Annotated in this window: 21 protein-coding genes, 1 pseudogene and 1 riboswitch; of the genes and pseudogenes, 6 read left to right on the top strand and 16 right to left on the bottom strand. The window is 67.0% G+C overall.

What is annotated here, in order from left to right; all coding sequences use genetic code 11:
• Positions 1–36 precede the first annotated feature (36 nt).
• Complete coding sequence (locus F8S13_09575) at positions 37–1,371, bottom strand: M20/M25/M40 family metallo-hydrolase (GenBank protein ID KAB8143264.1); 1,335 nt, start codon at positions 1,369–1,371, stop codon at positions 37–39.
• A gap of 299 nt (positions 1,372–1,670) precedes the next feature.
• Between F8S13_09575 and F8S13_09570 the strand changes: the two genes are divergently transcribed.
• Together F8S13_09570 and lon are read left to right on the top strand one after the other, a co-directional pair.
• A complete protein-coding gene (locus tag F8S13_09570) occupies positions 1,671–2,027 on the top strand; it encodes a hypothetical protein (GenBank protein ID KAB8143263.1) in 357 nt (118 codons plus the stop codon).
• A gap of 80 nt (positions 2,028–2,107) precedes the next feature.
• On the top strand, positions 2,108–4,486 hold the full coding sequence (gene lon, locus F8S13_09565; GenBank protein ID KAB8143262.1) for an endopeptidase La: 2,379 nt from the start codon (positions 2,108–2,110) through the stop codon (positions 4,484–4,486).
• A gap of 68 nt (positions 4,487–4,554) precedes the next feature.
• On the opposite strand, the gene F8S13_09560 is transcribed toward lon, so the two are convergent.
• Together F8S13_09560 and htpG are read right to left on the bottom strand one after the other, a co-directional pair.
• On the bottom strand, positions 4,555–5,202 hold the full coding sequence (locus F8S13_09560) for an SH3 domain-containing protein (protein KAB8143261.1): 648 nt from the start codon (positions 5,200–5,202) through the stop codon (positions 4,555–4,557).
• A gap of 220 nt (positions 5,203–5,422) precedes the next feature.
• Positions 5,423–7,297, bottom strand: coding sequence for a molecular chaperone HtpG (gene htpG / locus F8S13_09555; GenBank protein ID KAB8143260.1), 1,875 nt, complete (start codon positions 7,295–7,297; stop codon positions 5,423–5,425).
• A 973-nt stretch (positions 7,298–8,270) separates the two neighbouring features.
• Here htpG and F8S13_09550 point away from each other — a divergent pair.
• Positions 8,271–9,251: a polysaccharide deacetylase family protein gene (locus F8S13_09550; GenBank protein KAB8143259.1), complete on the top strand. Its 981-nt coding sequence runs from the start codon at positions 8,271–8,273 to the stop codon at positions 9,249–9,251.
• Positions 9,252–9,330: 79 nt separating this feature from the next.
• On the opposite strand, the gene F8S13_09545 is transcribed toward F8S13_09550, so the two are convergent.
• The 12 genes and pseudogenes from F8S13_09545 to phoU all read right to left on the bottom strand — a co-directional run bounded on the left by F8S13_09545 (position 9,331) and on the right by phoU (position 23,298).
• A complete protein-coding gene (locus tag F8S13_09545) occupies positions 9,331–9,771 on the bottom strand; it encodes an LPXTG cell wall anchor domain-containing protein (GenBank protein KAB8143258.1) in 441 nt (146 codons plus the stop codon).
• A gap of 596 nt (positions 9,772–10,367) precedes the next feature.
• A pseudogene (locus tag F8S13_09540) lies at positions 10,368–11,081 on the bottom strand (hypothetical protein).
• A 2,885-nt stretch (positions 11,082–13,966) separates the two neighbouring features.
• Complete coding sequence (locus F8S13_09535; GenBank protein KAB8143257.1) at positions 13,967–15,178, bottom strand: methionine adenosyltransferase; 1,212 nt, start codon at positions 15,176–15,178, stop codon at positions 13,967–13,969.
• A 71-nt stretch (positions 15,179–15,249) separates the two neighbouring features.
• A complete protein-coding gene (locus tag F8S13_09530) occupies positions 15,250–15,621 on the bottom strand; it encodes a hypothetical protein (GenBank protein ID KAB8143256.1) in 372 nt (123 codons plus the stop codon).
• A gap of 86 nt (positions 15,622–15,707) precedes the next feature.
• Complete coding sequence (locus F8S13_09525) at positions 15,708–16,970, bottom strand: adenosylhomocysteinase (protein ID KAB8143255.1); 1,263 nt, start codon at positions 16,968–16,970, stop codon at positions 15,708–15,710.
• 62 nt (positions 16,971–17,032) lie between these two features.
• Positions 17,033–17,962 carry a carbohydrate kinase family protein gene (locus F8S13_09520; protein ID KAB8143565.1) on the bottom strand — a complete coding sequence of 310 codons (930 nt, stop codon included), beginning with the start codon at positions 17,960–17,962 and terminating at the stop codon, positions 17,033–17,035.
• Positions 17,963–18,065: 103 nt separating this feature from the next.
• Positions 18,066–19,100, bottom strand: coding sequence for a hypothetical protein (locus F8S13_09515; protein KAB8143254.1), 1,035 nt, complete (start codon positions 19,098–19,100; stop codon positions 18,066–18,068).
• A gap of 16 nt (positions 19,101–19,116) precedes the next feature.
• Positions 19,117–20,148, bottom strand: a complete 1,032-nt coding sequence (gene mtnA, locus F8S13_09510) for an S-methyl-5-thioribose-1-phosphate isomerase (GenBank protein ID KAB8143253.1) — start codon at positions 20,146–20,148, stop codon at positions 19,117–19,119.
• A gap of 47 nt (positions 20,149–20,195) precedes the next feature.
• Positions 20,196–20,352: riboswitch (SAM riboswitch) on the bottom strand.
• A gap of 321 nt (positions 20,353–20,673) precedes the next feature.
• Positions 20,674–20,928, bottom strand: coding sequence for a hypothetical protein (locus F8S13_09505; GenBank protein KAB8143252.1), 255 nt, complete (start codon positions 20,926–20,928; stop codon positions 20,674–20,676).
• Between the two features lie 180 nt (positions 20,929–21,108).
• On the bottom strand, positions 21,109–22,053 hold the full coding sequence (locus tag F8S13_09500; protein ID KAB8143251.1) for a universal stress protein: 945 nt from the start codon (positions 22,051–22,053) through the stop codon (positions 21,109–21,111).
• A 67-nt stretch (positions 22,054–22,120) separates the two neighbouring features.
• Entirely contained in the window at positions 22,121–22,531 is a 411-nt protein-coding gene (locus F8S13_09495; GenBank protein ID KAB8143564.1) for a CBS domain-containing protein, read from the bottom strand.
• A gap of 113 nt (positions 22,532–22,644) precedes the next feature.
• Complete coding sequence (gene phoU / locus F8S13_09490; GenBank protein ID KAB8143250.1) at positions 22,645–23,298, bottom strand: phosphate signaling complex protein PhoU; 654 nt, start codon at positions 23,296–23,298, stop codon at positions 22,645–22,647.
• Between the two features lie 306 nt (positions 23,299–23,604).
• Here phoU and F8S13_09485 point away from each other — a divergent pair, with 306 nt between their 5' ends.
• Positions 23,605–24,255, top strand: coding sequence for a hypothetical protein (locus tag F8S13_09485; GenBank protein KAB8143249.1), 651 nt, complete (start codon positions 23,605–23,607; stop codon positions 24,253–24,255).
• Positions 24,255–24,563 (top strand): hypothetical protein, encoded by a 309-nt coding sequence (locus F8S13_09480; GenBank protein ID KAB8143248.1) that lies wholly within the window; start codon positions 24,255–24,257, stop codon positions 24,561–24,563. Before F8S13_09485 ends, F8S13_09480 begins: the two co-directional genes overlap by 1 nt.
• On the opposite strand, the gene F8S13_09475 is transcribed toward F8S13_09480, so the two are convergent.
• On the bottom strand, positions 24,481–24,783 hold the full coding sequence (locus tag F8S13_09475; protein ID KAB8143247.1) for a hypothetical protein: 303 nt from the start codon (positions 24,781–24,783) through the stop codon (positions 24,481–24,483). The two genes, F8S13_09480 and F8S13_09475, sit on opposite strands and share 83 nt — an antisense overlap.
• Positions 24,784–25,045: 262 nt before the next feature.
• On the opposite strand from F8S13_09475, the gene F8S13_09470 reads away from it, so the two are divergent.
• A complete protein-coding gene (locus tag F8S13_09470) occupies positions 25,046–25,231 on the top strand; it encodes a hypothetical protein (protein ID KAB8143246.1) in 186 nt (61 codons plus the stop codon).
• The last annotated feature ends 32 nt before the right edge of the window (positions 25,232–25,263 follow it).

Here is a 25,263-nt window from a genome sequence, read left to right as displayed (position 1 = left end):
CACTGTTTGGGCGATGCGCGTGCTGGCGGCTAGGGCCTAGGGGTTCTGGGTGTAGCTGGTGAAGAGGTCGGCCAGGAGCTGGCCGTGCTGCACCAGATCGCGCAGCGGGATGCGCTCGTTGGGGCCGTAGGTGGCGCTGTCCTGGCGGGCGCAGCCCACCACCGCCAGCGGCATGCCGAACGCCTCGGCGAAGAAGTAGAGCGGCAGGGCGAACGGCCCGAACGGCAGGCGCACAAATGGCTCGCCGTGGGTCTGCTGGCCGATGCCGCGGACGCGCTGGACGAAGGCGTGGTCGGGCGGGGTTGCGGCAGCGGGGTAGCCGCCGTTCATGCGCTCGACGTTGATGGTGTCGAAGCCCTTCTCCTTCATGTGCTCGCGCAGGCGGTCGAGGATGACCTGGGGGCGCTGGCGCGGCACGAGCTGGAAATCGATCCGCGCGGTGGCCACGATCGGCACGCCCGCGATCTCGGACTGTGGCTCGACGCTGAGCGCGCTGATGTTGCAGGTGGGCAGGGTCGATTCGGCGGTGGTGAGCGTGGCCCCGCTCATGTCGAACAGGAAGTGCTCGATGCCCCAGGCCTCAAGGCGCTTGGCCTCATCGACACGCACCGCGCGCAGCAGCTGGTTCTCGACCCGGTTGGGGCTTTCGACATCGTCGTAGAACCCTTCGATCAGGATCTCCTCGTCGCTGCTTTTGATCTGGGCGAGCGCCCAGGTGATCTGCCAGATCGGGTTGGGCACGGTGGCGGCCAGGCCTGCGGGCAAGATCTGGTTCGCGCCCACAGCGGTGAGCCGGGCCTGCAGCAGGCCCTTCGCGCCGCCGTAGCAGATCGGGTTACCGCTCATGTCGCGCTCGCCAGCGGTGGCCAGGCAGGCGTCGGCGCGGAACTTCTGGCGGTGCTCGGCCACCAGCGCGCCCAGGTGGGGGCTGCCCTGCAGCGCCTCGCCCTCGGCCACCACCACCACGCCGATCGGCAGCTCGCCCTCGGCGGCGATCACGCCAGCGATGGCGGCCAGGTGGGCGGCCAGCGGGCCTTTGCCGTCGGCTACGCCGCGACCGTAGAGGTAGCCCTCGCGCTCGGCCAGCAGAAATGGCTCGTGGTTCCATGCCCGCCACGGGCCAGCCGGGGCGGTGTCGTAGTGGTGGTAGAGCAGCAGGGTGAAGGGGCTGCGCCCAGCACGCCGACCCACTACCAGCGGTGCGCCGGCGGTGGGGATGATCTCGGCCTGGAGGCCGCGCAGCCGCATAAGCGTGGCGATGTGGCTGGCTGCGGTGGTTGATTCGCTCTGGTCGGTGCTTGTGGGGATGGCACAGAGCTGCCGCAGATCGTCCACCAGCATATCGGTTGAGATAAGGCTTGATTCGATCACGCCGCGCTCCATTGCGGAAAGAACAATCGTAGCAATTATAGCATACTGCTTTCCTTTTAAAACCAGAACTTCGGTTCCTCTCGTCAATAGGCCTATAGGCTGGTGTAGGTCGCTGCGCCCTCGTTCGGCAGTATGTTTTAACCACAACACGAAGCCACTCCTACCTGCGGCGTTTGTTTGCTTCCATCTCACTCAAGCATTTTGGAGAACGCATAGGCCTATGGGTAGGTGTCCTGCCACACGATCGGCGGTTGCTGGTATGCTATAGGGATATGGCGTTTGGAATAGAAGGACGTGCTATGTCTATCAGTTGGCGGGCGATAGCGATCGGCTACGCAGTTGATTTCCTGCTCTCGGTGATGCTGGGGGGCTTTTTCAGCCAAGATGATATTGCTTATGGCACGCTGGGCAGCCCGGTGGCCGCCGCGCTGCTGTCGGTGAGCGTGGTGGTGATGCTGGCCAGCGGCTACGCGGCGGGCCGGGTTGCCCAGCAGGATGGCCTGCTGCACGGGGTGCTGCTGGGCGCGGTTGATGTGCTGATGAACGTGGTTCTGGGCGGCCTGTCCACCCGCCTGCTGGTGCTTAGCGTGCTGCTCGGCTGGCTGGCGGCGGCGCTGGGCGGCTACCTTGGCCGCTTTCCTGCCAGGGCAGCGTAGCCACGCGGGCTGGCTCCGGCTAGGGCGGCTGCGCTATGCTATAATTCAGACAGTGCAGAAGTTTGTGCATTAGGTGCAGCATGCCCAACGAGCCACCCATCCTGTTTGACTTCCCGCAGAACCCTGATGCCGCATTTAGCCAGGGCCAGGGCGGCGAGTCCGACCTGCCGGTCCTGCCGCTGATCAACACGGTGCTCTTCCCTCATATGCTCAGCCCGCTGTTTGTTGGCCGCGAGCCTTCGATGCAGGCAGTTGAGGAGGCGATGGCCGCCGACCGGCGGATCGTGGCGGTGTCCCAGCGCGAGCAGGATGTGGATGAGGTGGGGCCAGCCGATCTGTTCACCATCGGCGTCGAGGCGCTGGTGCAGCGTATGCTGAAGATGCCCGATGGCTCGACCTCGGTGGTGGTGCAGGGCCAGCGGCGCGTGCGCATCCGCTCGTTTGAGGATGGCGGCACCTGCCTGCACGCGCGGGTCGAGCCGATCTTCAGCGAGGAGGAGCGCACCCTGGCCGTCGAGGCTATGATGCGCGCGGTGCTGTCGCTGTTCGAGCGGGTGGTGAAGCTCTCGCGCACGCTGCCCGACGACTCGTACGTGATGGCGATGAACGTGGATGACCCCGGCTGGCTGGCCGACCTAATCGCCTCCACCATGCCGCTGGATGTGCCGCGCCGCCAGGAGATCTTGGAGACGCTCGACCCCGAGGAGCGGCTGCGGCGGCTCTCGGTGATGCTGACCCAGGAGCTGGATGTGCTGGAGCTGGAGAGCCGCATCCACACCCAGGTGCAGAAAGAGGTCGACCGCAACCAGCGCGAGCTGTTCCTGCGCGAGCAGATGAAGGCCATCCAGCGCGAGCTTGGCCAGGAAGACCCGCTCACCCACGAGATCGGCGAGCTGCGCACCCGCGTGATGATCGAGCTGATGCCCGAGAACATCCGCGAGAAGGCCATGGAGGAGATCGACCGGATGGAGGCGATGTCGCCCGCCTCGCCCGAGTACGGCATCGTGCGCACCTACATCGACTGGCTGCTGGACCTGCCGTGGATGAACCTGACCGACGACCGCTACGATCTGGAGGAGGCCGCACACGTGCTCGACCTCAACCACCATGGGCTGGACTCGGTGAAGGAGCGCATCCTTGAGTTTATGGCTGTGCGCCAGCTGGCGGGCGAGAAGCAGAAGTCGCCCATCCTGTGCTTTGTGGGGCCGCCCGGCGTGGGCAAGACCAGCCTGGGCCGCTCGATCGCCGAGGCGCTGGAGCGCACCTTCGTGCGGGCGTCGCTGGGCGGCGTGCACGACGAGGCCGAGATCCGCGGCCACCGGCGCACCTACATCGGCGCGATGCCGGGGCGGGTGATCAAGGCCATGAAAGAGGCCGAGACCAGCAACCCGGTGTTCATGCTCGACGAGATCGACAAGCTGGGCGCGAACTTCCGCGGCGACCCGGCGGCGGCCCTGCTGGAGGTGCTCGACCCCGAGCAGAACACCACCTTCCGCGACCACTATCTCGATGTGCCGTTCGACCTCTCCAAGGTGCTGTTTATCGCCACCGCCAACTTGTTGGACCCCATCCCGGCGGCGCTGCTCGATCGCATGGAGGTGATCACGCTCTCGGGCTACACCGAGCAGGAGAAGCTGGTGATCGCCCAGCGCTTCCTGGTGCCCAAGCAGATCGAGGCCAACGGCCTCGAAGCGATGGGTGTGCAGTTTACCGACTCGGCGCTGCGGCAGATCATCCGCCACTACACCTATGAGGCGGGCGTGCGCAACCTCGAGCGCGAGATCGGCGCGGTGTGCCGCAAGATCGCGCGGCGGGTGGCCGAGATGCGCAGCTTCCCGCACCGTGTGCAGGGGCAGCACATCAGCCAGTTCCTAGGGCCAGCCCGCTATAGCCACGGCCTGGCCGAGCGCGAGGATGGCGTGGGCGTGGCCACCGGCATGACCTGGACCGCCAAGGGCGGCGATGTGATGGCCATTGAGGTCTCGGTGATGGAGGGCAAGGGCGCGCTGCTGCTTACCGGCCACCTGGGCGATGTGATGCGCGAGTCGGCGCAGGCGGCGCTGACCTACGCCCGCGCCAACGCCCAGCGCCTGGGGCTGGACTCGCGCCAGTTCGACCGGCTCGACATCCACGTGCATGTGCCCGAGGGGGCCATCCCCAAGGAGGGGCCGTCGGCGGGGATCGGGCTGGCCACCGCGCTGATCTCGGCGCTGTCGGGGCGGAAGGTGCGGCGCGAGGTGGCGATGACGGGCGAGATCACGCTGCGCGGGCGGGTGCTGCCGATCGGCGGGCTGAAGGAGAAGGTGCTGGGCGCGCACCGCGCTGGCATCCGCACGGTGGTGGTGCCCGCCAAGAACAAGCGCGACCTGATCGACGTGCCGACCTCGGTCAAGCGCCAGCTGCGCTTTGTGTATGTGGAGCAGATGGATGAGGTGCTAGAGGCAGCGCTGCTGCCCTAGCCGGGCGGCAGCGCGATACAAAGCGGCCCCGCATGGCTTGCCATGCGGGGCCGCGCGCATGCGAGGGGCTACTGCACCTGCTCAAGGAACTTGGCGGCGGCCCAGCCCTCTTTGCCGCTGGGCGCGCGGATGTGCTTCCAGGTGTAGTCCTGCCCGATCTCGTCGTCGCCGATCACGGTGACGATGGTGCCGTCGGGCAGCACATCGATCGGCGTCGAGCCGCTGGTGCCCGGCGCAGAGCGCAGGAACAGGCCCTCGCCATCGGTGCCCTTCACGCGGAACTGGCCTGTCGCAGCGGCGGGCGGGGGCGCGGCGGGCGTGACCGTGGGCTGGCCGAACGGGTTGGGCGTGGGGACCACCTGGCCGTTGACGCCCACGCCGCTGTCGGGTGGCGTGCCCGCATTGTTCTTGCTGGCCCCATTGACGACCACGATCAGCAGCAGGATGGTGGCGAAGGCGGCACCGGCGATGATCAGCACCGTGCGCCAGCCGCCATACTGGAGCCAGAGCGCGAACTCCTGGCGGGATGAAGGGACGGTGCTCGCCCGTCGGCGGCTGGGTCGCCCTGCGGTGCGCGAGCTTAGCCAGTCGGAACGAAGCGGCTCGCCCTGGGGGATCTCGCGCTGAGACATTCGTTCGGTTGCCTGGTCGTTGGGGCGGCGTGCCGATTGGGTGGTCCGATCGTGCCTGCCGTAGTCGTCCTCATCCCGTGCCATTGGTGTCCTCTTGCCTTATTTGCATGGATGTGGTGGATGCTTAGCTGGAATGATAGCATAGGCCAGCGGCTGTTTCAATTTTTGCCGCTGGGCCTGCGCCATGCTGCGCACAGAGGGCAGAGGGTGGGCTGCGATCTGGCGACATTGCTAGGGCGGCGGCGGTGCCGTTCTGCTGTGGTTGGGCGGGGCGCGGTGTGGGCCGCGCCCCGCAGCGGTGTGGCTAGGCGCCCTTGGCGGCGGCGCTGGCGGCGGCCTGCATCAGCTTGGCGATGCGGTCCACCATGTTGGCCGGGTTGGGGTGCAGGCCCTCCAGCAGCAGCGCGTCGTCGTAGATCTGCTCGATCAGGATGCTGGTGATCTCGGCCTCGGGCTGGCGCTCGATCAGGGTCGCCAGGTCGGCTACCAGCTGGCTGCTGCGGTTCAGCTCCAGCAGGCGTGCGGGCGTCTTGTAGTCGCGGTCGAGCATACGCTGCACGCGCTCCATCTCGTGGTTGGGCGAGCCTTCGGGGGCCACCAGGCGGGCGGCGCTGGTGCGCAGCAGGTTGGATGCGCGCACGCCGGTGACGCGCTCGCCCAGCACCTCCTTGGCCTTGGACACCACGCGGGCGAAGGCCTCGTCGGACAGCTCGACATCCTGGGCTGCGGCCTCGCCGGGGAGCTTCAGGTCGGGGTCGTCGGCGTTCTTGAGCGCGTGGCCCTCGTAGTCGCGCAGGCCGCTGAGCATGAAGCCGTCGACCAAGTCGACCATCAGCAGCGCCTCGATGCCGCGCTCCTCCAGGGCCTCTAGGTGCGGGCTGCGGCGGGCGCTCTCGATGTCGGTGGCCAGCACGTAGTAGATGTCAGTCTGGCTGTCGATCATGCGGCCAGCGTACTCGGCCAGCGAAACCAGCTTCTCCGGCTCCTTCGAGCTGTAGAAGCGCAGCAGCGGCAGCAGGTCGGTGCGGGCGGCGTAGTCGGTGGCGATGCCCTCTTTGATGAAGGCCCCGAACTCATCCCAGAACTTTTTGTAGGTCTCAGGGTTCTTCTCGGCTAGATCCACCAGCTCTTTGGTCAGGCGGCCCGTCAGGGTCTTCTTGATCTTGCCGGGCACCTGGGTGCTCTGCACGGTCTCGCGGGCCACGTTCAGCGGCAGATCCTCGCTGTCCACCACGCCCTCGATGAAGCGGTAGTAGTTGGGCAGCAGGTCTTTGGCCTCTTCCTGGATGAGCACGTTGTGCGAGTAGAGCTTGATCTTGCCCTCCACGCGGCGCTCGATCAGGCCGCGCTCGCGGGTGGATGGCACGAACAGGATGGCGTGGATGTCGACCGGGGCCTCGGTGGCCAGGTGCAGCTGGTGCAGCGGCGCGCTGAAGTCCATGGTGCTCTGGCGGTAGAACTCCTCGTAGTCCTCCTGCTTCACCTCGCGCGGGGCCTTGCGCCAGATGGCGGTGCGCTGGTTGGCCTGCTCCTCGCCCACGTAGATCGGGAAGCTGATATAGTCGGAGTGCTTCTTGATGATCTGCTTGATCCGCCAGTCCTCGGCGAACTCCTTGGCGTCCTCCTTCAGCTTGAGGATGATGCTGGTGCCGCGCTCGGCCCGCTCGGTGGGGTGGAGCGTGAAGGTGTCCTCGCCCTGCGAGCGCCACTCGGAGGCCTGGGCCTCGGGGCGGAACGAGCGCGAGACGACCGCCACCTCGTCGGCCACCACGAAGGCCGAGTAGAAGCCCACGCCGAACTGGCCGATGATGCTGCCGCGCTGCGAGGCCTCCAGCCGCTGGATGAGGTCGCGCGCGCCGGATTTGGCGATGGTGCCCAGGTTCTCGATCTGCTCCTCGGCGGTCATGCCGATGCCGGTGTCGCTGATGGTGATCGTGCCCGCGTCCTTGTCCACCGTGATGTGGATGGCCAGCTCGGCCTCGGGGTCGAGCACATCCTGGTTGGTGAGCATCTCGAACTGGATGCGGGTGAGCGCGTCGGACGCGTTGGAGAGCAGCTCGCGCAGGAAGATCTCGCGGTCGGTGTAGAGCGAGTGTGCTAGGATGTGCAGCAGCTGCTTGGTCTCGGCGCGGAACGATACCGGCGTCGCCTCTGGCGTTGCTGTCGTCTCAGCGGTCATCGGAGTCTTCTCCTTCAGATATACAGTATGGTGTTGGAATATCGGGTTTGCGATCTGGCATGATAGCGGAGGAGTCGGAAATCGGCAATAGCGTTTGGCGGGGCGGAGCGTAAACGTTTTGCTAGAATTTGCCGCGAGGGGGCGATGCGTTCATATGGGGCCGCTGTTTGGGCTGATGGCGCGGTCGGGCCGACCGCTGCGGCCTCGATGATGGCTGCTCATATTTGGTTGGTGTGCGCCCTGCGCGGGCGGCTAGGGGCATCGCCCCTCACATGGGGTCACTTTTTCGACGTGTCCCCCATCACCGATGTCGGTGGTGGTTGTCGGGTGGGTGGATGCCCTGCGCGGGCGGCGCCTAGGGGCCAGCCCCTAGGAACCCCGCGAGGGGGTGTAACCCCCTTCGTAACCCCCAATTTGAGGCATTCCTATGCGCTTCCCTGGCGGCTAGCGTTTGTGCATATGGCCATCAAAACATCAGCGGCACCTTCGCCGTATGGGCCGGGTGGGAAGGTGGGCAACAATCATGGCGTGGCGCATGATGCATGGTCGGCATAGCTCGGCACGCTTGATGGTGTGTTTTGCCACATTCAGAAGCCCCGCTCATAAAAGTAATACCTGCTGAGGGCTACGCCCCCTTGGAATCCCAATTTGCAGCGTTCCAATGCCGAATGCTGGTCGCTGGTGTTCGTGCATATGGCCATCAAAACCTCAGCGGCACCTTCGCCGCATGGGCCGGGTGGGAAGGTGGGCCGCTGTGCTGCACAGGCCCTTCCCCAGGGTACACAGGCCCAATCGCATCAATAACCAGGGTATCCGTTCCCTTTTCCCCTTTGCGCCTTCGAGGTTATTCGTCCCCTTGGTGACTTGGAGTCTTGGTGGTAAAGAATCTACCGCCTGTTGACGCGCCAAAATCGCAGTGCTACCATCATGCCGATCTGTCACGCGGCCTTGGCCAAGAAAAGGATGGCTGCCCATGGAAGAACTGCGCGCCGCTCGCCGCGCCGAGTACCGCCGCCTGCGCGAGCGGCGGCGGCGGGGGCTATCGGGGCTGGCGAAATACCTGATCGTGCTGAATGCCTTCTGCCTGGCCATGGTGGCCTGGCTGTACCTGCCGAGGGCGGGCGGGGTCGGCGGCCTGGCCTCGCCCACGTCGCTGGCCGATGGCGCGGCCAAGCCCGGGCCGCTGCAGCTGGTGGGGGCCGCTGGGCTGGTTCCCACGCCGCTACCCGCGCTCGGCGGGCCGCTGCAGGCCGGGCCGGTGCCCATCCTGATGTACCACTACGTGCGCACCGTCGATCAGGCCGCCGACCCGCTGGGCTACGGCCTCTCGGTCACACCTGCCCAGTTCGACGAGCAGATGCGCTGGCTGCACGACAACGGCTACGCCACAGTGACGATGGCCACCGCCCAGCGCTGCATCCAGGGCGAGCCAGCCTGCCCGGCCAAGACCGTGGCGCTCACCTTCGACGACGGCTACCTAGATGCCTACACCGAGGCGCTACCGGTGCTACAGCGCTACGGCTTCGTGGCCACGTTCTACGTGGTGGATAGCTTCGTGGGCCAGCCGCCCTACATGAGCTGGGAGCAGATCGTGGCGATGCACCGCAATGGCATGGAGATCGGCTCGCACACGCTGGACCATATCGACCTCTCGCAGGCAGCCTCGGCGGAGGTGCTGCGGCAGGCGGCGGACTCGAAGCGCGAGATCGAGGCGAAGATCGGCGCGCCGATCAGCAGCTTCTGCTACCCATCCGGGCGCTACAACGCCGATACGGTGGCGCAGGTGCGCGCCGCTGGCTTCAGCAACGCCACCACCACCCGCTACGACAACGACTACTCGGACATGCTCACGCTGCCGCGACGGCGGATCGAGGGCGGCAAAGGGCTGGATGTGTTCGCGTCGCTGGTGCAGGAGCCGACGGCGCTGCGCGCCGGATGGTATCGCGCCGGGTAGCCAGGCCAATAGCCGGGCAGCAAAAGGGGCGGGCGATCATGCGCATGATCGCCCGCCCCTTTGTGTGCTGGTGCGCCGCCTAGCGCATGCTGCGCCGCAGCACCCCGATGCCGGTGGCCAGCATCAGCGCGCCCAGCGCGGCCAGCAGCCATGGTGCGCCGCCGCTGCCGCCGGTGTCCGGCAGGCGGGCCACCACCGGCGTGGGGGCCACGGTGGCGGTCGGCTCGGGCGTGGCGGTGGGGGCCACGGTGGCGGTCGGCTCGGGCGTGGCGGTGGGGGCCACGGTGGCGGTCGGCTCGGGCGTGGCGGTGGGCCGGTCGTCATCATTGTCGTCGTCGCGGCTGGGCCGGGGCGTGCTGGTGGGCGCTGCGGTCGGCTCGGGCGTGGCGGTGGGCGGCGCAGGCGTGAGCGTGGGCCGCGGCGGCGGCTCCTGCGCCCATGCCACGGGCGCGCCCAGCCCTGCGATCCCGCCGAAGATCAGCGCCGCCGCCAGGATGGGCGCGAGGTGTCGTGCGTGCATTAGTGGGCCTCCTCCACGGTTGTCAGGTCGAGCGGGGTGCGTGCGGGAACCTCGTGCGAGCGGGTCGCGCCGGGCTGCCAGGGCTGGTAGGGCGGGTTTTCGCCGCTCACGCTCAGGCCGCCCAGGTGGAAGCGGTTGTTTTGCTCGTCGCTCTCGATCACCGCGCCGCTGGTGCCGCTGGTGTTCCAGCTGTCGGCGAGGGCGTAGATGTCGCTGGTGCCGCTGGGCAGCCAGCCCAGCCAGAAGCTGCGCTGCGGGTCGTAGCTGGCGGCGCTGGTGAGCGTGATGCTCTCGCCAGGGGCCAGCGCCTGCCGCACCGGCCACGCCATGCCTACGCACGGCGTGATACCGCAGATCTCGTGCCAGAGCGTGTTGATCGCGGGTGCTGCCGAGGGCTGCACGTAGAGGTCGACCCAGAAGCCGCTGGCGGTGGCTGCGCTGCCTTGGTTCTTCACCGTCACGCTGATTGTCACCTGGTCGCTGGTGGTGAATCCCTGCTTGGCAGGCGCGATCTCGACATTCGTCACCGTGAGATCCGGCGTGCCAGATCGCATCAGCAGGGGGAGGAACACGCTATGTGCCACCCCTGAGCTGGGTGTCGGCGTGATAGTCGGCGTCGGCGTGCTGGTTGGTGTTGGCGACATGGTCCCCGTGGGTGTGGCCGAAGGCACGCCGGTCGGCGTGTTCGTTGGCGTGCTGGTCGGCGTGTTCGTTGGCGTGTTCGTTGGCGTGCTGGTCGGCGTGTTCGTTGGCGTGTTCGTTGGCGTAAGTGTGGGCGTCAGCGACGGCGTGCTGGTCGGCGTGTTGGTCGGTGTATCGGTTGGTGTTGCGGTTGGCGTGTTGGTCGGTGTATCGGTTGGTGTTGCGGTTGGCGTGTTGGTCGGTGTATCGGTTGGCGTTGCGGTATTGGACGGGGTGAGCGTCGCAGTGTTGGTCGGCGTGTTGGATGGTGTCAGCGACGGCGTCCGCGTCGGTGTGTTTGACGGTGTTGCGGTTGGCGTGTTGGATGGTGTGGCCGTTGGCGTGTTGGATGGTGTCGGCGTCATCGTCCGCGTCGGTGTGTTTGACGGGGTCGGCGTCATCGTCCGCGTCGGTGTGTTTGACGGCGTGGCCGTTGGCGTGTTGGATGGTGTGGCCGTTGGCGTGTTTGACGGGGTCGGCGTCATCGTCCGCGTCGGTGTGTTTGACGGCGTGGCCGTTGGCGTGTTGGATGGTGTAGCCGTTGGCGTGTTGGATGGCGTCGGCGTCATCGTCCGCGTCGGTGTGTTTGACGGCGTGGCCGTTGGCGTGTTTGACGGGGTCGGTGTTGCGGCGGCGGGCTGCACCTCCATGATCTGGTACCGGCTCAGAGAACCGGTGGTGGTGCCCTCGCCCACGAACCCATCGCCGCTGTCGGTGGGGTCGGTGCTGGCGTCGCCGTCGAAGCTGTAGCTGCCGGTGCTCGGCGCAGCCGCCGTGATCGGCATGTAGGCGGAGCGCACCCCCGCAGCTGAAACCTGATACTCGGAGATCCTGGCCCATGTCGTCACGTCGTCGCAGTTGATTGCGCCCTGGTCGCCGTGGATGATCGTCCCAAGCGCCGCGCAGCTCGCGCTGCTGCCCAGGGTGTAGCTCGGCCCGCCGTTCGCGCTGTCCAGCACGATGCTGCCCGCCACGGGCGAGCCGCCGCTGATCAGCTCGGCTGCGCCGTACCAGTACTGCTCGATATAGTTCTCAGCATTGTTGGCGTAGGGCGTGTTGTCGCTCGCCAGCGTGGCGCTGTTGGCAGGCGATGTGTCGAGGGCAAAAATGCCCGCGCAGCTTGAGGCTCCATTTGAGCAGTTGTCGCGGATGGTGTTGCTGACGATCTGGGGCTGGGCCACCACATCGTCGCTGGCCTGCGTGGGGCTATAGGTGCCATTGAAGCTCACCCCTAGCGTGATGCCGCTCTGGCCATTTTGGCTGATGGTGTTGCCCCGGATAGTGGGCGAGGAGCCGACCAGCTCGATGCCGTTACCGACATTTCCCGCGATCAGGTTGCCTGTCGCGCTGGTGCTGCCGCCGATGGTGATTGGGTCGCCCTCCATCACCGCGATGCCATCCCATCCGTTAGGCTGCAGGGTGGCGGTTGCGCTCGCGCCGATGAAGTTGCCCGCGATGGTGGCAGCCCCTGGTTTGAACAGGTTGATGCCCGTGCTGCTGTTGTTGCCGATCACATTTGGCTCAAGCTCGTCGTTCACCCCGTCGTCGTTGGTGCCGATGCGGTTGTTGTTGGCCGGGATGCGTGTGCCCGAGGAGTCGATCATGCTGGCGATCAGTATCCCGTTCATCCCATTGCCGAAGCTTGCCCCGCCAGCCCCGCTGGGGTCGGTACCGATCCAGTTGCCCGCGATCACGTTGTTATCGGCCCCGCTGGCCAGGCCGCTGTAGAGCTCGATGCCGTTGCCCGCATTGCTGGAGATGACATTGCCCTCGAAGCGCTCGCCATCATCGTTATCGCCATCCACGCCGATGGTGAAGTCGTGCGAGTTGTTGTCGATGGTGATGCCTGCGGCCCCATTGCCCAGCGGCAGTCCGGCGGCGCTCAGGCCGACGTAGTTGCCTGCGATGTGCACCGTGTCCGCGCCGATAGCGCGGATGCCCATGTAGGGGTTGCCCGCGATGATGTTGCGCTCGCCTGCATCGCCGATGGCGTCGCTGTTGGTGCCGATGGTGGTGCTGGTGCCGCCCTGTATCTGGATGCCGTAGGTGAACCCGCTCGACGAGGCCGCGCTCAGGCCGTCGGCGGTGGTGCCGATGTAGTTGCCCGCGATCTCGGTGCCGCTGGTGTAGAAGATCGAGATGTTGCTTATACGGTTGCCCGCCACCACATTGCGCCCGGCGGTGTTGCTGCCCATGTAGGCCACGCCGATATGGTTGTTGGGGCCGCCGATATTGATGCCATCGCAGGTGTTGCCGATCGGGGCCGTACCGGCGGCGTTCAGGCCGATGATATTGCCCGCGATGGTGTTTCCGCTGGCGCTGTTGACGAGGGCGATGCCGTCGCCGGGCACACCGGTGCAGGCCGAGGTGCTGGGCGAGCCGAAGTTGTTGGTGATGTTGCCGCTGATGATGTTGGCCGCATCGGCGGTGCCCGTGCCGAAGCTGCTGATGCCGATCAGGTTGTTGCTGGAAAAGATGCCTACCCCAGCGCCCATGTTTGGCACGGCGCTGCTCCCGGCGGCGTCGAGGCCGATGATATTGCCCGCGACGACATTCCCATCGCCCAGGTTCAGGTTGATGCCGTACATCCCGTTGCCCGAGATGATGTTGCGCTCGGCGGCGTCATCTACCCCGTCGCCATCGGTGCCGATCAGGTTGTCGCTGGCCGCGCTGCTGTTGATGATCACGCCCGCGCCCGCGTTGGCCGCCGCCGCGCCGCCGTCGGCGGTGGTGCCGATGTAGCTGCCCATCACGCGGTTGCTGGCCGAGCGGATGAGGATGCCGTTCTGCGCGAACTGGTTGATCGTGAGACCACGGATGGTCGACCCATCGCTGCCCACATCCAGCACGAGGCCGTCGGCGCTGCCCGCGCCCGCGCCCTGGATCTCGATCAGCGGAGCGCCGACGTAGAGCATGCCGCCCTGGCTCCAGCCGTCGATGGCCACCGCCTCGGTGATGGCGGGCAGCGCCGAGGTGGGCTGGATGGTGGCCGCGCTGCCCAGCGCGCCGATCGCAAACGCGATGGTATCGGTGCCGGGGTTGGCGTTGGCTAGATCGATGGCCGCACGCAGGTTGCAGGAAGGCCCTGGGCATGCCCCGATGGTGTCGGCGGCGCTGGTGACGGTGATGGTGATGGCGGCGGCCCGCGCCACGCCTGGCTGCCCTATGGCACCCAGCGCAATGGCGGCCACGCAGGTGGCGGCGAACGTCGCGCGGGGGTGAACGGCCCGCGTGCTCCAACGGAACGGCATACGTGCTCCCTATGCTACAGGGCGGGCATCGCGCGGGCGCATGATCGAGCGCACCGGCTGCACCACAGCCCGCGCGTGAGACCATACAGAGGCCCGCATGACACCAAGAAAGATTGAGGAACCTGGATCTGTGAAATTAAACGGTTGGCGGGGGATTTTTTGGTTGCTTCTTTGTGAGGGATTTTGCGAGGAATAGGCCATAATAAAGGGGCGCGGCGAGTAGCTCGCCGCGCCCTTTTGGGTCGGTGTGTGCCGGTGTGGGCCTAGAGGCCAGCCGCCGCGCGCAGCGCGTCCACGCGGTTGGTCTGCTCCCAGGGCAGCTCCACATCGGTGCGGCCAAAGTGGCCGTAGGCCGCCGTCTGGCGGTAGATCGGGCGGCGCAGGTCGAGGTCGCGGATGATCGCGCCGGGGCGCAGGTCGAAGACCTCGCTGATGGCCTTGACGATCACCTCGTCGGCCACCTTGCCGGTGCCGAAGGTCTCGACGCCGATCGAGAGCGGCTTGGCCACGCCGATGGCGTAGGCCAGCTGCACCTCGAAGCGCTCGGCCAGGCCTGCGGCCACCACATTCTTGGCCACCCAGCGCGCCGCGTAGGCCGCCGAGCGGTCCACCTTCGTCGGGTCCTTGCCGCTGAACGCGCCGCCGCCGTGGCGGCCCACGCCGCCGTAGGTGTCCACGATGATCTTGCGCCCGGTCAGGCCGCTATCGCCCATGGGGCCGCCGATCACGAACCGGCCCGTGGGGTTGACGAAGAACTTGGTGTCCTCGTCGAGCCACTCGGCGGGGATCTCGGCCTTGATCACCTGCTCGATGATGTCGCGGTGGATCTGCTCCTGCTCGACATCGGCGGCGTGCTGGTTCGAGATCAGCACGGTGTCCACGCGCACGGGCTTGCCGTAGCTGTACTCCACTGTCACCTGGCTCTTGCCGTCGGGGCGCAGGTAGGGCAGGGTGCCATCCTTGCGCAGCTTCGAGAGGCGGCGGCCCAGGCGGTGGGCCAGCGCGATCGAGGCCGGCATCAGCTCGGGGGTCTCGTTGCAGGCGAAGCCGAACATCATGCCCTGGTCGCCAGCGCCGATGGTCTCGACCTCCTCCTCGGTGATGCGGCTGCGGGCCTCAAGGGCGCGGTTCACGCCCTGGGCGATGTCGGGCGACTGGCCGTGCAGGGCCACCATCACGCCGCAGGTGTCGGCGTCGAAGCCGAAGTCGTTGCTGGTGTAGCCGATCTCCTTCACGGTCTTGCGCACGATCTCCTCGACCGGGATGTAGCCCGTGCCGAAGGTGACCTCGCCCAGCACCACGATCAGGCCGGTGGTGGTGGCCGTCTCGCAGGCCACGCGGGCGCGCGGGTCTTGGGCAAGGAACGCATCCAGGATCGCGTCGGATACCTGGTCGCAGATTTTGTCGGGGTGCCCCTCGGTGACGCTCTCGGAGGTGAAGAAGAGCTTGGGGGATTGCATGAACGATGTTGGCATGCCTATACTCCAGTTTAGGCTAGAAGCAGATAAGAGAGAACGCTGCCCGCGCCGAGCGTGGGCGTGCGGCGCTAGAAGTCGCCGTTGCGCTGGGCGTCTTGGATGGCCCCGGCGATGATCGCGCCGTAGAGCACTATCACCACCACCGCCGCCAGCAGCACCAGGATGCCCAGGATTGTTGCGATCCAGCCGAATGTCTTGGCCTGCTGCGGGTTGCTGGCGTTTTTGGCCTTGGAAAGCGCCATGATGCCTGCGATCAGCGGTGCGAGCGGCACCAGGCAGCTCAGGCCAGGCACACAAGCCAGCAGGGTCATCGTCGTTACGGTGATAGCGATAATAGACCAGTTGTCGCCGTCGTTGCGCTCGGTGGCGATCTCCGGCGCGGCGGCGAAGCCGGGCGGCGGCGTGAACGATGGCTGGGTCGGCTCGGGGTCGTAGCTCATGGGGGTGCTCCATTCCATGTGCCGGCGTAGCGCGATAGCAAAAGGCAGGGCACCGGTCCGATGCCCTGCCGCCGGTGGGGTGCGAACTATGTGCCCTCTTCCCAGGAGGCCAGGTAGTGGGCCTGCTCTGCGGTCAGCGTGTCGATGTTGATGCCCATCGCCTCAAGCTTGAGGGCGGCGATCCGCTGGTCCACTTCCTTCGGCAGCGCGTGCACGCCGTTGGAGAGCTTGCCCTTGTTCTCCAGCAGGAACTCGCTGGCCAGGGCCTGGTTGGCGAACGACATGTCCATCACGGCGCTGGGGTGGCCCTCGGCGCTGGCCAGGTTGATCAGGCGGCCCTCGCCCAGCAGGTTGATCTGGCGGCCATCCTTGGTGATGTACTGGTCGATGAACTGGCGCGGCTGGCGCTTCTCGACCGAGAGGGCCTCAAGCGCGGGGATGTTGATCTCCACGTTGAAGTGGCCCGAGTTCGAGACGATGCAGCCATCCTTCATCACCTCGAAGTGGTGGCCGTCGATCACGTTCTTGTCGCCGGTGGCGGTGCAGATGAAGTCGGCCAGCTTGGCGGCCTCCAGCATCGGCATCACGCGGAAGCCGTCCATCGCGGCCTCCAGCGCCTTGATCGGGTCGACCTCGGTCACGATCACGTTCGCGCCCAGGCCGTGCGCGCGCGAGGCGATGCCGCGTGAGCACCAGCCGTAGCCGGCCACCACGAAGGTCTTGCCGGCCAGCAGCACGTTGGTGGCGCGGATGATGCCGTCGATGGTCGACTGGCCCGTGCCGTAGCGGTTGTCGAACATGTGCTTGGTGTCGCTATCGTTCACCGCGATCACCGGGAAGGACAGCACGCCGTCGGCGGCCATGGCCTTGAGCCGGATGACGCCGGTGGTGGTCTCCTCGGTCGAGCCGAGCAGGGTCTGCAGCAGGTCGCGGCGATCCTTCAGCACGCCCGAGACCAGATCCGCGCCGTCGTCCATGGTGACGTTCGGGTTGTGGTCCAGCGCGGCCTTCAGGTGGCTGTAGTAGGTCTCGTTGTCCTCGCCCTTGATCGCGAACACCGGGATCTCCTCGTAGGCCACCAGCGCGGCGGCCACGTCGTCCTGAGTCGAGAGCGGGTTGGAGGCGGCCAGCACCACATCTGCGCCGCCTACGGCCAGGGTCTTCATCAGGTTGGCCGTCTCGGCGGTCACGTGCAGACAGGCCGAGACCTTCAGGCCCTGCAGGGGGCGCTCCTTGGCGAAGCGCTCGCGGATAAGGCGGAGCACGGGCATCTCTTTCTCTGCCCAGTCGATCCGCTTGCGGCCCTGCTCGGCAAGGCTGATGTCCTTAATGTCGTACGGGTTGGCCAAGGGTCTTCTCCTTTTATGTATGATTGATAGATCTGCGCGATTGGCAAATGTATCGGCGTTGGTTAGGCGCTCGCCTGTGCGGCCAGGGCCTCCAGCGGCAGCGGTGTGCCGAAGGTGGCGGCGTAGCGCTCGGCGAAGGACGCGCTGGTGTAGCTGTGCTCCTGGCAGCCGTGCTGCTCGATGCAGTACGAGGCGGCCAGCGCCGCGATGCGCCCGGCGGTCTCCAGCGGCAGCCCGCGCGAGAGGCCGAACACAAAGCCGCCCAGGAAGGCGTCGCCCGCGCCGGTGGGGTCGAGCACGCGCTCGACCGGCGCGATCGGGATGTGGATCTCGCGGCCCTCGGTGTAGATCGTCGCGCCCTCGCCGCCGCGCGTCACCAGGGTGATCGGCACCGAGCGGATCAGCTCCTCCTCGGTCTTGCCGGTGGCCTGGGCCATCATGGCGAACTCGTAGTCGTTGCCCACCAGGATCTTCGCGCCCTGCAGGCCATCCACGATCTGCTCGCCGGTGAGGCGCGGGGTCTGCTTGCCGGGGTCGAACAGGAAGGGCACGCCCAACTCGCGGCACTCGCGGGCGTAGCGGCTCATGGCCTCGGGGTCGGTGGGCGAGATCAGCACCAGGTCGTCTGGCCCCAGGCCCAGCGGCACGAGCGAAAGGTTCTTCGAGTAGGCCATCGCGCCGGTGTAGAAGGCCACGATCTGGTTGCCCGCGAGGTCGGTGTTGATAAAGCACGAGGCGGTGAACTCGTCGGCCACGGCGGCGATGCCGCTGTGGTCGATGCCGTGCTCCTCCATCCAGGCGCGGTACTCGCCAAAATCCTGGCCGGCGCTGGCCAGCACCAGCGGGCGCTCGCCCAGCAGGGCCAGGGTCAGGGCCACATTGCCCGCCACGCCGCCGCGCAGCCGCTTCATGGAATCGACCAGGAAGCTCACGGTGAGCATGTGGGTCTTCTCCGGCAGGATGTGATCGCGGAACGAGCCGGGGAAGTTCATAATATAGTCGTAGGCCAGCGAACCGGTGACAACAATACGCACGGTCGGTTTCCTCTCATCTCGCGCGGCTCGCGCCTGCGCGGCGGTGGGCCAGCAGCCCAGGTTATGCCAGATACTCGTCGCGCAGCAGCGCCGCCGTGTCGGCCAGCATCCGCAGCGCGCGCTCGGCCTCGGGCGGGGTGAGCGCGCCCAGGCCGCCTGCGGTGGTGATCACCGCCTGCTCCAGCAGGGTGCGGGTCGCGACCCCGGCCTGCTCTAGCTGCCCCAGCAGCGTGGCCATCTGGTCGCGCAGGGCCTGGGGTGTGGCTGCGGCCAGCGGCTCGGGCTGGTTGGGGATGATCCCCAGGCCGATCAGGCCGTCGTCCTGCAGGTGGGCGATGATCTGCGCGGCGGCGTCGACCATGGCGTCGGCGTGGCCCAGCGCGCTGCCGATCACAAGGTCGGCCTTGACCCAGCCCATGTGCTCCCAGCCCCTGCCGATGAAGAGCGCGCGGCAGCCGCGCACATCCTCCATCGCCATGCCGATCTGCTCGGCGGCGTCCTCCCAGCCGATCGGCAGGAAGGGCGAGCCCATCAGCTCCAGCGCAGGCTCATCCAGGCAGATGATGGTGGGCCTGCCCAGCTCGGCCAGCCGCTGCTCCTGCCAGGCCGCGCGCATGCGCACGAACTGGGTCACGCGGTCGAACAGGGCGGGCTGGTAGATCAGCGGCTGGCCCTGCTCGTCGGTCAGCTGGAGCGCCAGGCTGATCGGGCCGAGCGTCTGGCCCTTGAAGGCCAGCGCCTGCGGCATGCCCTCGCCATGCCGCAGCAGCTCGTAGAATCCGGCGGCGTTCTGCTCATCCAGGTGGGCGATGCCGCTGCGGTTTTCTAGGTAGGCCAGCTCGAAGGTGCCCAGGGTTGGCTCGGCGGCATCGCTGGCGACATACAGCCTGCCGCTGTGCGCCTCGTGCACGAGGCCAGGGAAGCCCGCCGCGCACTGGGCCAGCGGCTGCTCGCGCGGGCTGCGCTGGGGCAGCTGGGGCCAGGCCAGCAGGGTGCCGGTGTGCTGCCGGGCCAGCGCGAGCGCCTGGCTCGCGGTCTGGTGTGGCAGATCGCCGAGCAGCATCGGTGCGCAGGCGGGTTTGAATGGCAGCGGCATAGGCGAAAATCGGCTGCTAGGCAGCGTTCAGGCGGGTAAATGCGAACGGCGGGTACCAGACGCCGCGCTCGGTGATGATGGCCGTGATCAGGCTGCCGGGCGTCACGTCGAAGGCCGGGTGGGCGGCGTCCACGCCCGCCGGGGCGATGGGCGTGCCAGCCAGCTGCGTCACCTCGTCCGACGCGCGCTGCTCGATCGGGATGTGCGAGCCATCGGGCAGGGCCGTGTCGATGGTGGATGAGGGCGCGGCCACGTAGAACGGGATGCTGTGCGCCTTGGCCAGCACCGCCAGGCTGTAGGTGCCGATCTTGTTGGCGGTGTCGCCGTTGGCCACGATCCGGTCGGCCCCGACGATCACACAGTCGACCTGGCCGCGCTGCATGAAGTAGCCCGCCATCGAGTCGGTGATCAGCGTCAGCGGCACCCCGGCCTGCTGCAGCTCCCACGCGGTCAGCCGCGCGCCCTGTAGGAACGGCCTGGTCTCATCGACCCACACATGCAGCGCGCGGCCCTGGGCGTGCGCGGTGCGGATGGGTGCGAGCGCGGTGCCGTAGCCCGCCGTGGCCAGCCCGCCCGCGTTGCAGTGCGTTAGCACGCGGCCCTGGGCAGGGATGAGCGGCGCGCCGTGCTGGCCGATGGCGTGGCACATGGCCAGATCCTCGGCTTTGATCGCGTGGGCCTCATCGAGCAGGGCCTGCTGGATGCCAGCCACGCTGCCCTCGCGCTGGGCGCGGGCCAGCATGCGCGCGGTGGCCCAGGCCAGGTTCACCGCAGTCGGGCGGGCGGCGTCCAGCTGGCGCTTGGCGCTGACCAGCGCATCCAGCAGCGCGGCGGCGGATGTGGCCGGGGTGCGCGCGGCGATGGCCATGCCATAGGCCGCCACGCAGCCGATGGCCGGAGCGCCGCGCACCTGCATCGACTGGATGGCAGCGGCGACCGCCCCCACCGTGTCGCAGCGCACGGGAACCACCTGTGCGGGCAGGAGCCGCTGGTCGATCAGGTAGAGTGCGCCAGCTTCCCACCATAGTGTCTCAAGATCATTGGCCATAGCGCAAAAAAAGCCACTCGCAAGGCGAGAGGCCGCTCATCCTTTTCCTCTCATCTACCAGGCGGCAGCACCCGCCTGCAGGAATTGGCACCTTCCCATGCCTGCTTCCCGCCTTCTGCCGCCGCCGTGGGCCGCTAAAGGCAAGGTGCTCATGGGGGTTGCCGGGCTTCACCGGGCCAGTCCCTCCGCCCCTCGTGATGAGTCTTCCTATTGAATTAGTGCGTGGCTATCATAGCATAGCTTGAAAATCGGTGCAAACTTTCTGCGCCTGTGAGGAAGAAGGTATATCCGCGCGGCGCTTTGCGACATGCGAACCCGAGTTCGAGCATGTTTTTTGCATGAACATGGCTGATAGGGGAAAACAATATGAATAGAGAAGTCAACCTAAATGGTGCGCTAAGGTTGGGGAAATCGGTGTAGGGGTGAAAAATAGATAAGAAGAGCTATGTTATCGCGGAAAGTGATGCTATCGTGCAGGATCTGCCGTGCGGCCCAGCGGTACGCCGCCGGGCCGCACGCGCTGGGCTACATCCGCGCCGCCACCAGCATCAGGCCCAGCAGCGCGATCGCCAGGGCCAGGGCGGCGGGCAGCGCGCCCAGCAGGCCCATGCCCAGCACGCCCAGTAGCATCCCCAGCGCGCCCAGCAGGGCAGCCATGCGCTGGCCCAGCAGCGGCGGGCGCTGCGGCTGCTGCTCGGCGAACTGCTCGGGGGTGATCAGCCCGAACTCGGCCCATCGGCATAGCTCTTCCCAGGAATGTTGCTCGTCTTGCCTCATCATACGACCCCCCATGAACATCGCTACCTCGCAATAGGTTCTGCATAGGTAGACGCTGATTGCGGCGCTTTTGTGGCAAGCATAGCCATGAAATGCTGTACGCAGCAGGGGATTCGCTGCCAATTGCTGTATTTGGGCACCACAACGCCAGGCAGATCGCTCCGCCTGGCGTTGTGGTGCGGGTTAGTTATGGTTGTGGTGGGCGCGCACCAGCACCATGGGCTTGCAGGTGTGGTGCAGCACAGTGTCGGCCACGCTGCCCATGGCCCAGCGCTGCAGCCCGCTGCGCCCGTGGGTTGCCATAATGATCACGTCGGCGCACAGCCGCTTGGCCTCCTCCACGATCACCTCGGCGGGGTCGCCGTCGCAGACCATGGCGCGGGTGGCGGCGTGGCGCTGGCGCACCAGCTCGGCGTGGCCCAGCAGATCGCGCTTGATCTCGGCGCGCTGCTCCATCAGCCACTGCTCATCCGGCGGCTGGGTGTAGCCGAAGGGCTGCAGCTCGGCGTAGTGGTCGACAAAGGGCTGGATGGCGCGCAGCAGCAGCAGCTCGGCCCCGGCCTGCTCGGCGAAATCGATCGCGCAGGGCAGCACCTGCTTGGCCACTGGCGTGTCATCCAGCGGCACCAGCAGCCGGTGGAAGCGCGGCTCGGCCACCTCCACATCGCCGCGCACCAGGAACACCGGCCCTTCGGAGAGGTGCACCACCTTGTCGGCCACGCTGCCCAGGGCCAGGCGGCGCACGCCGCTGTAGCCGTGGGTGGCCATGGCGATCATGGTGCCAGCGGCACCGGCCATCTCCACGATGATCTCGGCGGGCTGGCCCACGCGGATGATCGACTGGGCCTCGATGCCATCGCGGCTCAGGTCGGCGACCATATCGGCCATATAGGTGCGGGCGTACTCGGCGTCGTCGGTGTCGTAGGGCGGGCGGCGCGGGGATGACGTTTCCTTGCCGTCGGCGTGCGCCACCATGGCATCCTCGGCGATGAAGGCCTCCTGCCCACGGTCGTCGAGCACCTGCAGCAGGGTGACATCCACCTTGGCGATCTTGGCGATCTCGCGCACGTAGGGCAGCACACGCTCGGCGAGGGATGATCCATCTAGAGGAACCAGAATGTGTTTCATGGCCGTAGCTCCTTTGCTCGTACACTGCACATTCGCCCCAGCGACACTGCTGGGGCATCGATCATAGCTACATTGTATGTCGCTGGTCGAGCTGCTCGACCAGGGCCTCGAACAGGTCGCTCTCGGTGATGATGCCCACCACCTGGCGCTGGCTATCCACCACGGGGATGCCGCCGATCTTGTTCTCGATCATCAGCATGGCGGCCTCGCGGATGTTGGTGCTGGGTCCGACGGTCAGCGGCGTGTCGCACATCACCTGGTAGACCTTCACGCTGCACAGAGTCTCGGCGATGGCCAGCGTGTCGACGCCAGCGGCCTGGAACACATCCGCGCCGCGGATGTCGCCCTGGGTGATGATCCCGCATAGCTCGCCGGTGTCCACCACCACGGGCAGCCGCCGCACGCCCGAGGTGCTCATCAGCTCCAGCGCCTCGCTCAGCGGCACCGCGAGGTTCACCGTGACCGCCGGGGCCGACATCCAGAACCGGATCTCCTGATCGACAGGGAATGATTTCGGTCGGGCTGCTGTCGTTTCCATGGTCGTGTCCTTTCGTAGGTCGCTGCGCCACATCCTTGTGGCGACGGGCGGCGCTAGTGGTTGAGCTCGACCCGCTCGCCGCTGGCGATGAAGATCACGCGCTCGGCGATGTTGGTGGCGCGGTCGGCGATGCGCTCCAGCGTGTGGGCGGCGATCAGGGCGTCGGTGGCCCAGAGCATGGACTGCGGGTCGTCGCGGTGCATCTCGGCCACGTGGGCGCGGAACTGGGCCTCTAGCGCATCCACCACGTCGTCGGCGCTCTCCAGCTCGCGGGCGCGGATCTCATCCTGCATGGCGAAGCACTCGATCGCCTCGGCCAGCATGGCCTGCACCTCGCGCACCAGCGGGGCGAGCGGCATGGGCATGGCGCTGGCCTGCTGGCGCGGGCTGCCCAGCGTGATCTTGGCCAGGCTCTTGGCGTAGTCGCCCACGCGCTCTAGCTCGCTGGCGATCTCGCTCGCGGCGATCAGCGCGCGCAGGTCGTAGGCTACTGGCTGCTGGGTGGCGATGATCGCGACCACGCGCTCGGCGATGGTGTCGCGCATGGCGTTGATCTCGCTGTCGGCGTCGATCAGCATCTTGGCCAGGGCAGTGTCGTGCTGCTGCAGCGCCAGAATGGCCTGCGCCAGCCGGTCGGCCACGGTGTGGCCCAGGGTGGTGATCTGGGTGCGAAGGGACTCTAGCTCCCATGTGTACTGCGTGCGCATACGCTGCCTCCGGTTGTGCACAGGGGCCTACGCGGGAGCGAGAAGGGAGATTGGAGGGGCCGAGGTGGGTGTGTGCGCTGAATCTGGGTCGCGCTTGCTACACGGGCACCTTCGACTGCGTAGCTCCTGTTTTGCCTAGCATCACTGCTCTGCTGGCATGATAGCGCAGGATGGCTCGTTTTGGGGGAGGAAGAGTTTACCGGTCGGTTGACATCTAGCTACCATCGGCGGGCGCGGCAAACTTTCGCTATAATAGGCCGATCCGATCCAAGCGCTGCGGCAGCAGCAGAGCGAGACACAAGCCCCGTGCGCACCTACCTTCGCCTCAAGCACCGCCTGCCTGGCAGGCTCCCGCCCGCCTTCCGCGAGGAGGAGCTGCGCTACCCCGAGGAGCTGGCCGCCGAGTTCATCGGCAGGCTCACGCGCCAGGGCGAGCGTGTGCTCGACCCGTTTGCGGGCTACGGCACCACGCTGGCCGTGGCCGAGTCCATGGGCCGCGAGGGCTACGGGGTGGAGATCGACGAGCGGCGGGCGCAGTATGCGCGCGGGCGGCTGCGCAACCCCGAGCGGCTGCTGTGCGCCGACTCGCGCCAGATCGCCGCGCTGGGCTTGCCGCCCGCCGCGCTGGCCATGAGCGCGCCGCCCTTCATGGCCTCCCACGAGCGCGAGAACGTGCTGCGCGGCGCTCCCGCCGAGGATGCCTACGGGCAGTATCTGGACGACTTGGCTGCAATCTACGCGCAGGTGCGCGGGCTGCTGGCCCCTGGTGGCCACGTGGTGATCGAGGTGGCCAACCTGAAGGATAGCCACGGTATCACCACGCTGGCCTGGGATGTGGCGCGCTCGGTCGGGCAGGTGCTGCGCTTTGCGGGCGAGGTGGTGATCACATGGGATCGCTACTACGACGGCTACGACCACAGCTACTGCCTGCTGTTTCGCGCAGACGAAGAGGGGTGATGCCAATGCACGAAGAGCCGAACCAGCCCATCCGGGTGCTGGCCAAGAGCGCCCTGGCCAGGGTGAACCCCGACTGGCACTACCACCTGGCCAATGCGGCGGGCCGCCCGCGCTGCGGCGCGCTGCTGAACCTGCGCGAGTGGCAGCTGCGCGAGCTGGCCGCGCCGCCGGGCAACCTGTGCGCCCGCTGCGCCCGCCTGCTGCGGCCCAAGGGCGACCGCGCTGTTAGGCTGCGTATTCCTCTTTCGGCAGCACCAGAAGAAACGGATGACGATCCGACTGCCGAGCAGCTTGGGCTGCCGCTCTAGGCGCGGGGGCCTGCTGCTCGGGCGCTGGCTCGGCCTCGGCCTGCGGCTCAAGGTAGCTGCGCTGCGTGTCCAGGAACCGCTGGATCTTGGTCTCGGCCTCGGGATCCCACTGGCCGGTGCGCAGCAGCCAGTCGATGACTGCGCCTTCGGCGATCGAGTGGAGCTGATCCATGAGGTGGGTTGCGCGCTCGGCGCTGTTGGGGTGTGGTCGTCGTAGCATCGTCGGCCTCCTTTGGCCCACACGTCGGTGTGTGGGGAAACGACCAGGAGTACCAGCGCGCATCGCAATGCAAATCTTTTTTTGTGGTTTTTTTGGGGATGCGCGCCGGGTACGCTTTTGTCCATAGTATACGCCCCACGTTGGTTCTATCTAGGGTATAGGGCGTAACCCAGTGTTGTGGTTTCACCGTGTTTATTGCTGCGGCACAGATGTTGCGGTAGGCCATGGCCAAGCGATGTGACGATGCATCAGGAGGACAACCATGGGCGACAAAGGCACGCGGCAGGATGAGCAGCTGCCCGGCATCCCCAAGCCGGAGAGCACGTCGGAGTACGAGGGCGCAGAGAGCCGCCAGCCCAGCGGCGACGACACCGAGGTGAAGACCGAGAGCACGTCGGAGTACGAGGGCGCTGCCCCGCGCAGGCCCGCGGATGAGCAGAAGAAATGACACAACGCGACGGCCCTGGCAACCTGCCAGGG

The sequence above is a fragment of the Chloroflexia bacterium SDU3-3 genome, from assembly GCA_009268125.1.
In the GTDB taxonomy this organism is placed as follows: Bacteria; Chloroflexota; Chloroflexia; order Chloroflexales; family Roseiflexaceae; genus SDU3-3.
Note: the sequence above shows the minus strand (reverse complement) of the source record. Positions and strands in the feature narration are given on the sequence as shown.

Coding starts and splice junctions, on each gene's coding strand:
- F8S13_09570 (KAB8143263.1), top strand. CDS start 1,671: ATGTCTATCAGTTGGCGGGCGATAGCGATCGGCTACGCAGTTGATTTC.
- lon (KAB8143262.1), top strand. CDS start 2,108: ATGCCCAACGAGCCACCCATCCTGTTTGACTTCCCGCAGAACCCTGAT.
- F8S13_09560 (KAB8143261.1), bottom strand. CDS start 5,202: ATGGCACGGGATGAGGACGACTACGGCAGGCACGATCGGACCACCCAA.
- htpG (KAB8143260.1), bottom strand. CDS start 7,297: ATGACCGCTGAGACGACAGCAACGCCAGAGGCGACGCCGGTATCGTTC.
- F8S13_09550 (KAB8143259.1), top strand. CDS start 8,271: ATGGAAGAACTGCGCGCCGCTCGCCGCGCCGAGTACCGCCGCCTGCGC.
- F8S13_09545 (KAB8143258.1), bottom strand. CDS start 9,771: ATGCACGCACGACACCTCGCGCCCATCCTGGCGGCGGCGCTGATCTTC.
- F8S13_09535 (KAB8143257.1), bottom strand. CDS start 15,178: ATGCCAACATCGTTCATGCAATCCCCCAAGCTCTTCTTCACCTCCGAG.
- F8S13_09530 (KAB8143256.1), bottom strand. CDS start 15,621: ATGAGCTACGACCCCGAGCCGACCCAGCCATCGTTCACGCCGCCGCCC.
- F8S13_09520 (KAB8143565.1), bottom strand. CDS start 17,962: ATGAACTTCCCCGGCTCGTTCCGCGATCACATCCTGCCGGAGAAGACC.
- F8S13_09515 (KAB8143254.1), bottom strand. CDS start 19,100: ATGCCGCTGCCATTCAAACCCGCCTGCGCACCGATGCTGCTCGGCGAT.
- mtnA (KAB8143253.1), bottom strand. CDS start 20,148: ATGGCCAATGATCTTGAGACACTATGGTGGGAAGCTGGCGCACTCTAC.
- F8S13_09505 (KAB8143252.1), bottom strand. CDS start 20,928: ATGATGAGGCAAGACGAGCAACATTCCTGGGAAGAGCTATGCCGATGG.
- F8S13_09500 (KAB8143251.1), bottom strand. CDS start 22,053: ATGAAACACATTCTGGTTCCTCTAGATGGATCATCCCTCGCCGAGCGT.
- F8S13_09495 (KAB8143564.1), bottom strand. CDS start 22,531: ATGTCGGCCCCGGCGGTCACGGTGAACCTCGCGGTGCCGCTGAGCGAG.
- phoU (KAB8143250.1), bottom strand. CDS start 23,298: ATGCGCACGCAGTACACATGGGAGCTAGAGTCCCTTCGCACCCAGATC.
- F8S13_09480 (KAB8143248.1), top strand. CDS start 24,255: ATGCCAATGCACGAAGAGCCGAACCAGCCCATCCGGGTGCTGGCCAAG.
- F8S13_09475 (KAB8143247.1), bottom strand. CDS start 24,783: ATGCTACGACGACCACACCCCAACAGCGCCGAGCGCGCAACCCACCTC.
- F8S13_09470 (KAB8143246.1), top strand. CDS start 25,046: ATGGGCGACAAAGGCACGCGGCAGGATGAGCAGCTGCCCGGCATCCCC.